General features: G+C 43.0%; 9 protein-coding genes. 6 read left to right on the top strand and 3 right to left on the bottom strand.

The features are described from left to right. Positions 1–349 (bottom strand): NUDIX hydrolase (locus ACQ76V_RS13600; RefSeq protein WP_441001051.1); only part of this gene is annotated, 349 nt, incomplete at its 3' end. Positions 350–862: 513 nt separating this feature from the next. On the opposite strand from ACQ76V_RS13600, the gene ACQ76V_RS13595 reads away from it, so the two are divergent. The 3 genes from ACQ76V_RS13595 to rdgB all read left to right on the top strand — a co-directional run bounded on the left by ACQ76V_RS13595 (position 863) and on the right by rdgB (position 3,865). Then, the gene (locus ACQ76V_RS13595) at positions 863–2,098 is read left to right on the top strand and encodes a S8 family peptidase (protein ID WP_441001050.1); all 1,236 of its coding nucleotides are present in this window, start codon (positions 863–865) and stop codon (positions 2,096–2,098) included. 156 nt (positions 2,099–2,254) lie between these two features. Further along, complete coding sequence (locus ACQ76V_RS13590; RefSeq protein WP_441001049.1) at positions 2,255–3,259, top strand: adenosine kinase; 1,005 nt, start codon at positions 2,255–2,257, stop codon at positions 3,257–3,259. Positions 3,260–3,280: 21 nt separating this feature from the next. After that, positions 3,281–3,865: an RdgB/HAM1 family non-canonical purine NTP pyrophosphatase gene (gene rdgB, locus ACQ76V_RS13585; RefSeq protein ID WP_441001048.1), complete on the top strand. Its 585-nt coding sequence runs from the start codon at positions 3,281–3,283 to the stop codon at positions 3,863–3,865. 9 nt (positions 3,866–3,874) lie between these two features. Here the strand turns inward: rdgB and ACQ76V_RS13580 are convergent, their stop codons facing one another. After that, positions 3,875–5,068, bottom strand: coding sequence for an anhydro-N-acetylmuramic acid kinase (locus ACQ76V_RS13580; RefSeq protein ID WP_441001047.1), 1,194 nt, complete (start codon positions 5,066–5,068; stop codon positions 3,875–3,877). 204 nt (positions 5,069–5,272) lie between these two features. On the opposite strand from ACQ76V_RS13580, the gene ACQ76V_RS13575 reads away from it, so the two are divergent. The 3 genes from ACQ76V_RS13575 (at position 5,273) to nhaA (ending at position 10,813) form a co-directional block, all read left to right on the top strand. Further along, positions 5,273–6,808, top strand: coding sequence for a sodium:solute symporter (locus tag ACQ76V_RS13575; RefSeq protein ID WP_441001046.1), 1,536 nt, complete (start codon positions 5,273–5,275; stop codon positions 6,806–6,808). A gap of 472 nt (positions 6,809–7,280) precedes the next feature. Then, positions 7,281–9,356 carry an amino acid permease gene (locus ACQ76V_RS13570; protein ID WP_441001045.1) on the top strand — a complete coding sequence of 692 codons (2,076 nt, stop codon included), beginning with the start codon at positions 7,281–7,283 and terminating at the stop codon, positions 9,354–9,356. A gap of 140 nt (positions 9,357–9,496) precedes the next feature. After that, complete coding sequence (nhaA, locus tag ACQ76V_RS13565) at positions 9,497–10,813, top strand: Na+/H+ antiporter NhaA (RefSeq protein WP_441001044.1); 1,317 nt, start codon at positions 9,497–9,499, stop codon at positions 10,811–10,813. 66 nt (positions 10,814–10,879) lie between these two features. Here nhaA and metH read toward each other — a convergent pair whose 3' ends face one another. Continuing rightward, positions 10,880–14,572: a methionine synthase gene (metH, locus tag ACQ76V_RS13560; protein ID WP_441001043.1), complete on the bottom strand. Its 3,693-nt coding sequence runs from the start codon at positions 14,570–14,572 to the stop codon at positions 10,880–10,882. Positions 14,573–14,734 lie beyond the last annotated feature (162 nt).

Genomic DNA, 14,734 nt, shown 5'->3' with positions numbered 1-14,734 from the left:
TAAGCTCCCCAACAACTGTTATGGTATTGGATGGCACCCCAATTTCTTCTTTGGCTTCTCGCAGGGCCGTTTGTGGAAGGGATTCCCCTTCTTCGGACCGTCCGCCGGGGAAACTGATTTGCCCGCCATGATCAATATCATGGCTTCGCAGCGTCAATACCAGCTCCATTTCATCATCTTCATTGGGGAAAAGCAAAATCAGTACGCTACTTTTGTTGACTTCCGGCGGCGGCTCCATCTCTCGAATTTCGCCCCCATCAACCGGTTCCGGAGCCATCTCGACTTGGGCCTTTCGGCCCGGCAGATTTTGGGATAAGCGTTGTTCTAAAAATTGTAAAAACTCTTCCATTATATCGTGTAGATACTTCCTTAATTGGCTCTCAGAAAAGTCGAAGTATATTCTTTAAGATATCAGATTCGCATGGTTTATCTCACGAAAATGTAATCAATTATTTTGGGTAAATCAGGAATAGCAACCTCTTGATTATGGAATGGTTTATATTTCTTTATCAATATTTCGCAAGAGGGTACAAGTAGTTAATTCATTTTATAGTAACGTAATGAGAGGATGGCTAATAGTACTAAAGGCTAAATATGAGCATGGTTTTTTATAAATTAGCAACTATTGTTTATAGAAGTTTATTTATCAGTCTATTAAACACTTTGATATTTAGCATTTAAGTTTTTTTAGCTTAAATATTTGACTTATCCGTAACAAATGGGTTGGTTAGTAATCTTTTAAATCTATAGCGGGATGTTTTGGTTGTAATTTTCTTTAGGGTATTAGATCAAAACAGGGAATCCTGCTCTTTCATATTCGTCAAAATGGCGAAATTAACTTTAATAAAATCAGGGATAAATTATGCGTAATGCATTCTTTAGAGCAACCTTGGTTATTGCATTAGTAGTTTTTGGGATCACAGCTTGTGATCAGCCTACGACTAATGTTGACCAAGAAGATCAACAGGAAGAACTCAAAGAACAAACTACTCAACCTATTGAGGATCAATATATTGTGGTCTTCAAAAACAAAGATGCACAGGGTAAAGCTCTTGGAGCTGACATCTCAAAGCTTAAACAGGTTCGAAGCAAAATGTTCACCGATTATAACATAACCAAAGAATCGGTGGTTGGGGAATATAATGTAGCGTTGAAAGGTTTTGCCGCTATTTTAAGTGATGGACAATTAGCAGATCTTAAGAAAGATGATCGTGTTGATTATATCGAAGAAGACCAGATGTTTACGCTGGCTCCACCGTGCGGTACGCCCAATGGCGATCCGTGTGACGGTGATGGTGGTAACGGCGGTGGTACCGGTGGACAAGTTACGCCATGGGGTATCGATCGTGTAGGCGGTGCAACTGCAAGTAACGGAACAGCTTGGGTTATTGATTCCGGGGTTGACTTGGATCACCCTGATTTGAATGTTGATGAATCTCGAAGTGCTACTTTTATAACTAAAGGAAAAGATTCTAAAAGTGCTGACGACGGAAACGGTCACGGTACTCACGTCGCAGGCACAATTGCTGCGCTGGATAATGACATTGGTGTTGTAGGTGTTGCTGCCGGGGCATCAGTTGTAGGCGTAAAGGTTCTGGACAGTCGTGGAAGTGGTTCCTATTCTGGGGTTATTAACGGCATCGATTACGTAGCCCAGAATGCTTCCCCCGGTGATGTCGCAAATATGAGCCTTGGTGGCGGAACTTCTGATGCTGTTGATGATGCCGTACGCAATGCGGCAGATCAAGGTGTTTATTTTGCCGTAGCCGCCGGAAATGATGGTGACGACGCAAATAACTACTCACCGGCGCGCGTTGAATATAATAACGTTTGGACTATTTCAGCGACAGATGTAAATGATGTATTTGCTTCATTTTCTAATTATTCTGGTCCAACTGATCCCCCGGTAGAATATGCCGCACCTGGTGTGGACATTCTCTCTACCTGGAATGATGGTGGTACCAATACCATCAGCGGTACATCAATGGCAAGTCCGCACGCTGCGGGTGTTTTGTTGGTAACAGGTGGTAACCCAACCAGTAACGGATCCGCATCAAACGATCCGGATGGCGATCCCGATCCAATCATATCGCAATAAGGATTAGGAAGTCGTTTTAAAATTTTGGCATCTGTCTTTTATGAGGCAGATGCCTTTTTTATTTGGGGATCTCAACTTTATTAGGCCCTCAAGAGTTCGTATTATCCGCACGTTATTTGATCGACATAATTTCAGTTTGAATAATCAGAGTCTTTTATGAAGAAGAAGTATAACGTTTACGGCATCGGTAATGCGCTGGTCGATATGGAATTTGAAATCGGTGATGACTTTTTAGAAAAACACGATGTGGAAAAGGGGGTAATGACACTCGTTGATGAGGAAGCTCAATCCCGACTTATTAGCGATATTAACCGTGAAGAAACCGTTGAGAAGCCGGGCGGATCTGCAGCCAATACCGTGTTTGCTGTAAGCCAGTTTGGTGGCAAGGCATTTTATTCCTGCAAGGTGGCCAATGATCCTTTTGGAGATTTATACTTGGAAGACATGAAAGAAGCGGGCATTGACACGAACTTTGACCGTCAAGAAAGAGAAGACGGAATCACCGGTAAATGTCTGGTGATGGTTACTGATGATGCTGAACGAACAATGAATACCTACCTCGGCATCACCCAAAATATTTCTACAAATGAAATTGACGAATTGGCGATCCGTGATTCTGAGTATGTCTATATCGAGGGCTATTTGGTTACTTCGGAGAACGGTTTTGAGGTCATGAATCAAACAAAGAAAATTGCCCAGCAAAACGATGTGAAAACAGCGCTCACACTGTCAGACCCCGCTATTGTTGAAGGATTCAAAAGTAGATTTGATGATATTATAGGAGCATCCGTCGATCTATTATTCTGTAATGAAAAAGAGGCTAAAATCTATACGGGCAAAAGTAATTTGAAAGAAGCCCGCGAAGCATTAAAGAAAGAAGCCAAGAGATTTGTAATCACACAGGGAGCGAACGGAGCAATGATTTATGACGGGGACACTTTTATCGATATTGAGCCCTATGATGTAAAAGCAGTTGATACCAATGGGGCAGGCGATATGTATGCGGGTGCATTTTTATATGGCATTACGAACGGGATGGGATTTGCCGGCGCCGGTAAGCTGGCCAGTCTTGCGGGATCAAAAGTAGTATCCCAATTTGGTCCACGACTAAAGTGGCATCAGATGCAGGAAATATTGAATGAATCAAAAGACGCAGAGTAAGAGAGAAGAACGATCAAGATTATGGATACCATTGTTTTAGCTTCGCGTAACAAGCATAAGATTGAAGAGCTTCGTGAAACGCTCTCCCCGTTGGGAATCGAGCTGAAATCCACTTACGATTTCCCCGCCCTGGAAGAGGTCGAGGAGGATGCCGATACGCTGGAAGGCAATGCCCTGAAAAAGGCCCGTTATGTACATAAGAAGACGGGGCTCCCTGCTTTATCTGATGATACCGGGCTCGAAGTTGATGCTTTGAATGGACGCCCGGGAGTCTATTCAGCGCGGTATGCAGGCGAAAATGCAACATATCAGGATAATGTTGACAAGTTGTTGGATGAGCTTAACGATGTACCCATGGAGCGGCGTGGAGCACAATTCCGAACAGTGGCTGCCTTAGTCACTGAGGAAGAGTTCCACACATTTGAAGGAATATGTCGTGGAACAATTATTACGAAAGAGCAGGGGAGCGGAGGATTTGGGTATGATCCGGTTTTTGTTCCTGCTTCTTATAAGAAAACATTTGCTGAATTAGATCCTGAGATAAAAAATAAGATCAGCCACCGAGGTAAAGCAGTCCAGAAATTTTATGAGTGGTTAAAAGATTAGCCATAAAGTTTAATTCGGGAAAGAAATTTTACCAAAACTTATATTTTCAGTTTGGGCAGACTCCATTTTAAACCCTTCTCCGGCAAGCATTTCGTTAGCTAATACTGCAAAAACCACGGCTTCTTTTGCATCGGGATTGAAACCTAAATTTTCAAAGGAGCTAATAGTAATATCAGGTAATAGCTTACGAAGCCAATCCATGAGTACCGGATTGTGGAATCCACCACCGCTTACATACAGAGGGGGGTGCGATTTGTCATCTAAAATGCTTTTAATCGATTCCGCAATAGTTTCGGCTGTTAAGCGGGTAAGGGTGGCAACAAAATCATCATTGGAAACATTAGTAATCCCCGCTTTTGATAGTTTATTCTCAACCCAGTGGAGGTTAAAAAATTCAGGTCCGGTTGTTTTTGGCAACGGCTTCCGGAAATATGGATCGGACTTAAAGGCAGCCAAAGCATCCGCATTCACAGAACCATGCTTAGCAATTTTACCATCCTGATCAAATTCTTTTGAAAATAATTGTCGGACAGCAGCATCAATCAGCGTGTTGCCGGGACCGGTATCGGTGGTAATCGAAGGTCGGTCTTTTGATTTAGCGGGCAGGTAGGTAAAGTTAGCGATGCCTCCAATATTTAAAACAATTCGATCTTCCGTATCATGCGTGAATAGCATTTCATCAATAAAACCAGCCATCGGGGCCCCTTCACCTCCGGCAGCAGTGTGTTTTTGGCGAAAGTCACTAATGGTGAGAATACTGGTTTTATGCGCAATATGATCACCATCCCCAATTTGAAGAGTAGCATTGGGCATCTGTGGTTGATTGTGCTGTTGTTTTGGAGCGTGGAAAATGGTTTGCCCGTGACTGGCAATACAGTCAATTTCAGAAGGAGCCACGGCCCATTTTCTGAGACATTTCAGTATTAATTCCCCGTGGTAGTTGCCAAGATAGGTGTGCATAAGAGTAACTTCTTGGAGCGAGACGTTAGGGACGGAAGTGATTGCTTTCAGTCGGTTTTTAAATGCTGAATCGTAGGGTACAGAAGCAAAGTTTTTGAGCTCTACTTTTGTTGATGGTCCTATCCCAGATATTTCGCACAACGCGATATCCAATCCATCCAGTGAGGTGCCGGACATTAATCCAATAATAGTTTTGCTCGTTTTTTGAGCAATATCAGAAAGTTTTTTGATGGAAGGGTTCATGGAGAACAGGTTTTAAAATTATAGACAATAATAGATTGGTTAATCAACGGTATTTAGCAGTTGTTCGCAAAAAAATGAACCAAGTTTTAAAATATCTGAGTGCTAAATGCTTAAATTATAATTCATGCTGAAGACTCCTGTAATCCTACAAATAAATTGCTATACTGACAGCTTTCAAATGACTTTAATTAAGTTGGGAACAGTTTGGAATTTTCTGTCATAGATTATGTCGTCATTTTTATCTATCTGATCGGTGTAGCCGGATTGGGAATATACGCTGCGGGACGTCAAGCCTCTACTGCCGATTATTTTATGGGAGGAGAGGGCCTTCCTTGGTGGGCGGTTATGTTTTCGGTGGTGGCAACTGAGACGAGCACCCTCACGTTTATTAGTATTCCCGCGGTAGCCTATGGCGGTAATCTCACCTTTCTACAAATTACACTGGGTTATATCGTTGGACGCATTTTAGTCAGCAAGCTGTTACTGCCTGCCTATTTTAAGGGAAAGCAAACCACGGCTTACCAGTTTTTAGAGCAGCGGTTCGGACCCTCCATGCGAAATGTCACCAGTACTACGTTTATGATTACCCGCCTGTTGGCTGATGGCGTCCGCCTTTTTGCTACGGCTATTCCGCTGGCGATTATTCTTCGATTGGGCGGTGCGTTTACAGCTTGGGGCGATTTTGAAGTATACCTATTAGCTATAGCAGCTATCTCTCTAATCACCCTTATTTATACATTAGTTGGCGGAATCAAGGCGGTTGTCTGGATGGATGTCATTCAGATGGGGGTCTATATTGGTGGTGCGGCGTTGGCAATTGGTATTATCCTTTATGATCTGCCTAACGGCCTGAGCGGAGCTATGACAGTAGCTTCTGACAGCGGAAAATTACAGATTATTGATTGGGGCTTTGGCCAGCCATTCGCTGATTTTATTGCCCAACCTTATACCTTTTTTACTGCTCTGATTGGTGGCGCTATTTTTTCAATCGCTTCTCACGGAACCGATCAGCTGATTGTTCAGCGTTTGCTGACGACCCGCAATGTAGATAATAGTCAGCGAGCATTAGTATGGAGTGGGGTGGTCGTAGCCCTTCAGTTTGGATTATTTCTATTTATTGGCCTATTGCTGTATGCTTTTTATGATGCGCAATCTGCCCAGGCACTGGGACTGGCAACCACGGACGAAATTTTTGCCAAGTTTATTGTTGAAGAATTGCCGGTGGGGCTATCGGGATTGATCATTGCCTCCCTGTTTGCAGCAGCGATGAGCAGCCTCAGTTCGTCACTCAACTCATTGGCATCCTCCACTACGCTGGACTTGTATAAACCATATTTTGGAAAGAAAAATACCCAAGCCGAAGATCTGAAGATCTCTCGGATTATTACCATTATTTGGGCGGTCATTTTAACCGGATCGGCCTTCTTTTTTGCCTACTTGCAGCTCCAAGAGGGCGAACGTCCGGCTGTTGTAGAATTGGGGCTCGGCATTGCATCTTATACATACGGCGGATTGCTCGGGGCTTTCTTACTGGGACGGTTATTTCCTAAACCTGATAAAAATGATGCGATGATTGCTTTTTTCGTGGGATTGGTTTCATTACTGTTTATGGTCGAGGGGCCTATCCATAACGTATTGCCCGGCGAACCGCTGGTTATTGCATGGCCGTTATATACAGTGGTTGGTAGTTTAATCGTACTTTTGGTTGGAAATTTTTCCCATTTCGTAAAACGAATATAAAAAATGGACGAACGATTTTTTTCATTTTGTGCTCAAAAAAAGTTGCAAGACTTATAATTTATACGTTATTTAGATCTGATAAAAATAAGGGGTGTCTGTTTATGGGCGCCAACCAACTCGATTGGTTGATTTCATAAGTAAGGTTTGCCCCTGGTTAGCTAAACTGCAATTGAAAAATTAACAGCCCCTGGCTATGTATTCTAAAACCTTGCTTAAGACAGTTTGTTTTATATCCTCTCTTTTTTCGGTTCGGATTACGAAATGCCACTTGTGCATGACTCTTGTAGTTGCCAACACTACAAGAAGTTATCATCCAAATTATTTTCTTGAACGCATATCACTACTGAATTAATCCGTACCGGCTTCGCGACTATTTGCCATATCAATTCTCTACAAGTAAAGTACTTGTAAACCAAAGAATTATTAAGAAAGTGTGGCAGAAGCTAATAAAATGAAATAAGCTCAGAATAAGATGAAAAAAAGAAAACTTAATAAGGAGTTAGGCCTATTTGATGTCTATGCAATTAGTACGGGGGCCATGTTTAGTTCGGGTTTCTTTCTGCTGCCGGGAATTGCAGCTGCTGAAACCGGGGCATCTGTTTATTTAGCCTATCTTGCGTCTGGTTTGTTAATGATACCTTCGATGTTGAGCGTGGCAGAATTGTCAACTGCTATGCCTAAGGCAGGAGGGACCTATTATTTTTTAGATCGCAGCTTAGGACCAATGATAGGTACTGTGGGAGGACTTGGTTCCTGGTTTGCTCTGATTTTTAAGAGCGCCTTCGCATTGATTGGTATGGGGGCCTATTTGTCGCTTTATGTGAATGTGCCAATTACGCAGTTAGCTCTTATCCTCACAGTAATATTTGGGGTGCTCAATATATATGGAGCCAAAGAGACAACGTTATTGCAGCGTATCCTCGTAGCCACGCTGCTGGGAATCATGACCGTATTTATTATTCAGGGATTATCGGTTGTTTGGGGGTCAGAAGCAACGAGCACCTATAGTGAATATTCAGACTTTTTCCGGAATGGGATCCATGGTTTTACATATACCATTGGACTTGTAATTGTTTCCTACGCCGGCCTTACAAAGGTAACAAGTGTTGCTGAGGAAGTTCAGAATCCAGATAGAAATATTCCGTTGAGCATGATATTGTCGCTTTTTACCGCTGCTATCATTTACGTATTAGGTGTTTATATCATGTTAAATGTGCTTAATCCTGAAGAATTTTATGCAAGTCTCACTCCAGTTGCTGATGCGGGTAAAAAGTTTTTGTCGTGGCTGCCTGGATCATGGGGCGTCACAGCAGTTGTTGTTGCAGCTGTTGCTGCTTTTGCATCAACTGGAAATGCTGGAATTATGTCAGCTTCCAGATACCCCTTTGCAATGTCGAGGGATGAGTTAATTAGTCCCAGATTTTCTAAATTAGGAAAAACTGGGACGCCCTCGTTTGCAATTACAGTAACGATAATTTTGATGGCGGTTGTTCTATTAGTTTTTGATGTAGAAGCGGTAGCCAAGCTGGCAAGTGCATTTCAATTGATCCTTTTTGGCTTGATGAGCCTTGCAGTTGTGGTAATGCGCGAGAGCAAGATTGATGCATATTCACCCGGATTTCGATCTCCGTTGTATCCATGGGTGCAGATAGCTGGCATGTTAATCCCTGTGTGGCTCATCGCAGAAATGGGGCTGATGCCTGTTTCTCTAACCGGGATAATGATTGTGCTCTGCATCGTTTGGTACTTCTATTATGCCGGAGAAAAGATAGAGCGGCAAGGGGCTATTTTTCATGTCCACGAGCGGCTTGGTCGTAAAAGATACGAAGCACTCGAATATGAGCTAATGTCGATTCTGAATGAAAAAAACGGTGAGGATAAATTAGCTTATGAACAAGTTGTAGCTCGGAGTGTCATCAGAGATATCAGTGAAAGCAAAAAGTTGCTTGATGAATGCACAGATATTACTGCAGAGATATTTTCGGGTCGTACAAATAAAGGAACGGATGAGATTAAACATGAGTTGCAGAAACAATATAAAACCAATACTTATAATATTGGGAAGGGAGTTGTTATATGCCAGATAGGATATGAAGCTATTACCACCGCTGAGATGGTTGGGTTTAGAATAAATAAGTCGGGTGATAAATTATCGAGTGAAATTGATGAAGAGAAGCATACATTGATATTTCTCATTACTCCTGTAGAAGCTTATGGCCTTGATATGCGTCTCGTCGGGCACTTGGCAGAGATTGTAAACCAACCCAGTTTCTTGCAGCGGTGGTACGAGGCAAAATCAGAAAAGCAGCTTAGAGAAGTGCTTATAAGCGATGAACACTTTATCCATCTATTTATTTCTGAAAATGAATTCCTAAATCGTCAAAAAGGAAAGAAGATCGGGGATGTTAATTTACCGGGCGATTGCTTGGTAGCTATCATCTACAGAGACGAGGATTTAATTATTCCTCATGGTGATACTGTGCTGGAAGCCGAAGATGAGCTTACGATTATTGGAAATCCCGATGCTATAAGGGAATTAAAAGCATAAATACTTCTTTAATTTATATATGACCATGATTTTTCGCAGTACTTTCGGCCTTGTAACCTAATTTATATGTGTAGCCGATCTTGCAAATGGCAACAAAAAAGAAGTGATCATTAATAAAATGCCTATAAATATAAAGAGAAATGAAAAATAAAATAACATTTAATCCACTGACGCCTATTCAAGAGTTTTTTAAAACAGAATCTTCATCGGGGATTTTGTTACTCATTACTACAGTTCTGGCCTTGCTCATTGCCAACAGCCCTATGAGTGAAAGTTATTTTAATTTCTTTCAATCAACACTCACGGTTGGTACTCCATCACTTAACATTGAAAAGCCGTTGCTTCTTTGGATTAATGACGGACTAATGGCTGTTTTCTTTTTGTTAATTGGTTTAGAAATAAAAAGAGAACTAAAATATGGGGAGCTGTCTAATTTTAAACTTGCACTTACTCCTATCGTGGCAGCATTGGGCGGTGCCTTGGTTCCCGGAGCCATCTTTTTTGCGTTAAATGCAGGAACCGAATTTTCGCAGGGTTGGGCCATAGCAATTGCAACTGATATTGCATTTGCCATTGGAATCCTTACGCTACTGGGGTCTAAAGTACCCATCTGGGCAAAGGTGTTTCTAACAGCGGTCGCAGTAGTTGATGATTTAATTGCGGTAATGGCTATTGCACTTTTTTATACAGCAAGTATCCAAATGACAGCTTTGGCTGTTGCGGCAGGGTGTTTTATCGTACTTCTTATTTTTAATCTGATGGATGTAAGGAGAATTGGATTTTATATGATAGTGGGTATTATAATGTGGGTAGCGGTACTAAAATCAGGAGTACATGCCACAATTGCTGGAGTTGTTCTTGGGCTTATGATCCCTGCAACTCGCAACACAAGTCTTAATAGTCTACTTAAGAAAGCCGAAGGTGCTGTAAGCCTTTTCAAGCATGCATTAAAAAATGATCAGGGAGAAGCTCGTGAGACGGCATTGAATTATATGGATGATGTAGTTTCAGAGTCGGAATCTCCCTTGCACAGACTTGAACATAATTTGCACCCATGGGTAGCTTATGGAATTATTCCTATTTTTGCTTTTGCTAATGCAGGGGTAGCTTTCGATAGCCAATTAATTGCAGAAGCTTTTTCGTCAACATTGACTTGGGGTATTTTACTTGGACTTTTCTTTGGGAAACAGATAGGAATATTTTCGGCAGCTTTCTTAATGAAGATCGTTGGGCTCAGTACCTTTCCTGAGCAAAAAGGGACATGGAAAATTGTTTACGGTCTTGCTTGTTTAAGCGGTGTAGGATTCACTATGTCGCTATTTATAGGAGGGCTTTCTTTTGAATCGGCAGTATTTTTAGAGTATGCAAAGGTTGGCATTATATCGGGCTCATTGATAAGTGGCCTGTTAGGGTATGGACTGATAAGAAGCGCAATAAATAACATTGATAGTGAATGATTGTAATATCGTGTGAAGTTAGCCTACTAAAGCCTGAAAGATCTTAGAAATCTTTCAGGCTTGATGTTATTCCGGTTCGTAATTCAGATTGGGACCCAACCACCGCTCAACTTCGCTAACCCTCATATCTTTACGTTTGGCATAATCCTCGATTTGATCTTTTTCAAAGTTACCTACATTAAAATAGTCCGACTCAGGATGCGCAAAGTACAAGCCGCTAACCGAGGCTGCCGGGTGCATGGCATATGATTCAGTTAGGGTAATACCTGTTTTTTCCGGTGCATCCAGTAAATCAAAAAGAATTCGCTTTTCGGTGTGGTCGGGCTGAGCCGGATAGCCGGGTGCGGGCCGGATGCCGTCATACTCTTCGCGAATTAAGGAATCGTTACTGTAGCTTTCGTTGGGCGCGTAACCCCATATTTGTTTGCGTACCTTTTCGTGCAGTAGTTCTGTAAAAGCCTCTGCAAGACGATCGGCTAAGGCCTTTGTGAGTATGGCATTATAATCGTCGTGATTGTCTTCAAACTGTTTGACCAGTTCCGGAGCTCCAATGCCACACGTTACGGCAAAGCCGCCCATGTAATCGTTGATCCCTGATTCTTTGGGAGCTATAAAATCAGACAGGGCCTTGTTGGGTTGCCCTTTTCGCTTCTTGGCTTGCTGACGTAGCATGTGGAAGGTAGTGAGGACTTCTTCGCGGTTGTCATCGGTATACAATTCCACATCATCGCCCACGGTATTGGCGGGATATAAACCCAAGACCGCACGGGCTTTTAACAGCTTTTGATCGATGATTTTATCGAGAAGCTCATTGGCATCGTCATATAACTTCTGTGCTTCTTCACCGTATTTTTCGTCTTCCAGCACATCGGGGAACTTACCCTTCATCTGCCAGGCGATAAAAAATGGTCCCCAGTCGATATAGTTACGAATTTCCTCCAGCGGATAGTTATCGAAAACCTTTGTGCCCAACTCGTTTGGTTTTACGATGTCGGTAGCTTTCCAATCAATTTCGGTGGCATTATTGCGTGCTTCTTCAATAGGTAAGTAGGTCTTGCGACTGGATCGTCCTTCATGTCGTTTCCGTACTTTCACGTATTCATCCTTAATCTTTTTCACGAACTCGTCGTGCAGCGTTTTAGATATCAGGTTACCCGTTACCGAAACGGATCGCGAAGCATCTAATACATGAACTACGGGTTGATCGTAGTTGGGCTCAATCTTGACCGCTGTATGAGTGCGGGAGGTTGTAGCACCTCCAATCATTAATGGCTGCTCGAAGTTTTCGCGTTTCAACTCTTTGGCCACGTGTACCATCTCATCCAGTGAGGGGGTAATAAGACCACTTAGCCCAATAATATCGACATTGTGTTTACGCGCCTCCTCCAGGATTTTATCGGCCGGCACCATAACGCCAAGGTCGATCACATCAAAATTATTACAGCGCAATACCACCGAAACGATATTTTTACCAATGTCGTGAACATCGCCTTTAACGGTTGCCAGTAGTACTTTGGCTTTGGGTTCGCTGTTTTGATTCTTCTCTTTTTCTTTCTCGATATAGGGGATCAGGTGGGCCACGCCTTTTTTCATTACCCGGGCGCTTTTTACTACCTGTGGCAGAAACATCTTGCCCGACCCAAAAAGATCACCTACTACATCCATCCCGGACATCATCGGACCTTCAATCACTTCAATAGGTTGATCATATTTCTGACGAGCTTCCTCAACATCATCTACTATATGATCAACGATGCCTTTGACAAGGGCGTGTTCGATACGTTTTTCAACGGGTCGGGTACGCCATTCCTGTGTTTTTTGTTTGGTTTCAGTCTTATTGTCCTTAATCTCTTCAGCATAATCGACCAGCCGTTCGGTGGCGTCATCCCGACGATTGAGCAGTACATCTTCAACCAGTTCTTTTAATTTCTTGGGAATTTCTTCATAGACTTCCAGTTGGCCGGCATTAACAATTGCCATATCAAGTCCGGCGTTGATAGCATGATACAGAAAAGCCGAGTGCATGGCTTCGCGGACTTTATTGTTACCGCGGAAGGAAAACGAGATGTTACTGAGGCCGCCACTCACTTTAGCCAGCGGGAGGTTCTCCTTAATCCATTCGGTAGCTCTAATAAAGTCAACGGCATAGTTGTTATGCTCTTCGATACCGGTAGCCACCGTTAAAATATTGGGATCTAAAATGATATCCTGAGGAGCAAATCCCACTTCTTTAGTAAGTATATTATAAGCTCGTTCGGCAATCTCAATGCGTCGTTCATAACTGTCGGCCTGACCTTTTTCGTCGAAGCCCATGACCACCACAGCTGCCCCATAGTTGAGGATCTCCCGTGCCTGCTGTTTGAACTCCTCTTCGCCTTCTTTGAGTGAAATGGAATTGACTACGCATTTTCCCTGAGTGGTTTTGAGTCCTGCCTTAAGAACTGACCATTTTGATGAGTCGATCATGATGGGTACGCGCGAAATATCGGGCTCAGCAGCAACGAGCTGCAGAAAATCGACCATCACCTCTTCGGATTCCAGCATGCCCTCATCCATGTTGATATCAATGATCTGGGCACCATTTTCGACTTGTTGACGTGCTACAGAAAGGGCTTCTTCGTACTCCTCATTTTTGATGAGCCGCTTAAATTTGCGCGATCCCATCACATTAGTGCGTTCACCGATATTAACAAAGTTCGTGTCCGGGCGAACAACCAATGGTTCCAGTCCACTAAGACGTAAATATGGTTCTTGTTCCGGAATCTCTCGAGGTTCACATTCTTTGGCGGCTTCAGCAATGGCTTCAATATGTTCGGGCGTTGTACCACAACATCCACCTACAAGATTCACAAAGTCCGATTCAGCATAATCCCGCAGTTGATCAGCCATAAACTCCGGCGACTCATTGTATTCGCCCATCTCGTCGGGCAGCCCCGCATTAGGATAGAGACTGGTAAAACAGGTGGCTTTGTCAGCCAACTCCTCGATATAGGGACGCATTTGCTTGGATCCCAATGAGCAGTTCAAGCCTACGCTCAGCAAATTCTTGGTATGTGATACTGAAATCCAAAATGCCTCGGTTGTCTGTCCCGAAAGCGTTCGCCCGCTCTGGTCGACGATCGTCCCCGAAATCATAACCGGGATTTCCTGGCCCGTCTCTTCCTGGAATTTATGGATTGCGTAAATAGCAGCTTTGGCATTGAGCGTATCAAAAATTGTTTCCACAAGCAGAATGTCCGCTCCTCCATCTACCAATCCGAGGATTTGCTCACTATAGGCCTCTTTCAGCTGATCAAAAGAAATAGCGCGATAGCCGGGATCTTCTACATCCGGCGACAGGGAAAGCGTTTTGTTTGTAGGACCAATAGCACCGGCCACGAAACGAGGTTTGTCGGGATTTTTATCCGTAAACTCATCAGCAACCTGTCGTGCATTTTTAGCAGCGGCCACGTTCATTTCATAGGCCAGATCCTGCATATGGTAATCAGCCTGCGAAATGGAGGTGGCGTTGAAGGTATTGGTTTCGATAATATCGGATCCCGCAGAAAGGAATTGCCGGTGAATATCTTTGATGATATCGGGCTGGGTTAGACTCAGCAGGTCGTTATTTCCTTTGAGATCCCCCTTGTCGTAATCTTTAAAGCGTTCGCCGCGGTAGTCTTCTTCGGTGAGGTTGTGATTCTGAATCATTGTGCCCATGGCACCGTCCAGAATCAAGATGCGATCTTTTAGCAGACCGGTTAGTTTATCAAATTGCATGTAAAAACGTCTAGGTAATTGATTATTAGGTACTTGTGGTTGCACAAAAACTTTTCAACTAAGCTGCGAAGTGATTACCTTTAACACATTAAATTTTCTTGCGAAAACCCGCAGGAGGTCCAAAAATTTTTGCGTAACAAAAGGTACAAATAATAGCAGAGT

The sequence above is a fragment of the Fodinibius sp. SL11 genome, assembly GCF_052060035.1.
GTDB lineage: Bacteria > Bacteroidota > Rhodothermia > Balneolales > Balneolaceae > Fodinibius.
Note: the sequence above shows the minus strand (reverse complement) of the source record. Positions and strands in the feature narration are given on the sequence as shown.

Excerpts from the sequence above, each read along its gene's own strand:
- ACQ76V_RS13570 (WP_441001045.1), top strand. The coding sequence starts at position 7,281 with ATGAAAAAAAGAAAACTTAATAAGGAGTTAGGCCTATTTGATGTCTAT.
- rdgB (WP_441001048.1), top strand. The coding sequence starts at position 3,281 with ATGGATACCATTGTTTTAGCTTCGCGTAACAAGCATAAGATTGAAGAG.
- metH (WP_441001043.1), bottom strand. The coding sequence starts at position 14,572 with ATGCAATTTGATAAACTAACCGGTCTGCTAAAAGATCGCATCTTGATT.
- nhaA (WP_441001044.1), top strand. The coding sequence starts at position 9,497 with ATGAAAAATAAAATAACATTTAATCCACTGACGCCTATTCAAGAGTTT.
- ACQ76V_RS13595 (WP_441001050.1), top strand. The coding sequence starts at position 863 with ATGCGTAATGCATTCTTTAGAGCAACCTTGGTTATTGCATTAGTAGTT.
- ACQ76V_RS13590 (WP_441001049.1), top strand. The coding sequence starts at position 2,255 with ATGAAGAAGAAGTATAACGTTTACGGCATCGGTAATGCGCTGGTCGAT.
- ACQ76V_RS13580 (WP_441001047.1), bottom strand. The coding sequence starts at position 5,068 with ATGAACCCTTCCATCAAAAAACTTTCTGATATTGCTCAAAAAACGAGC.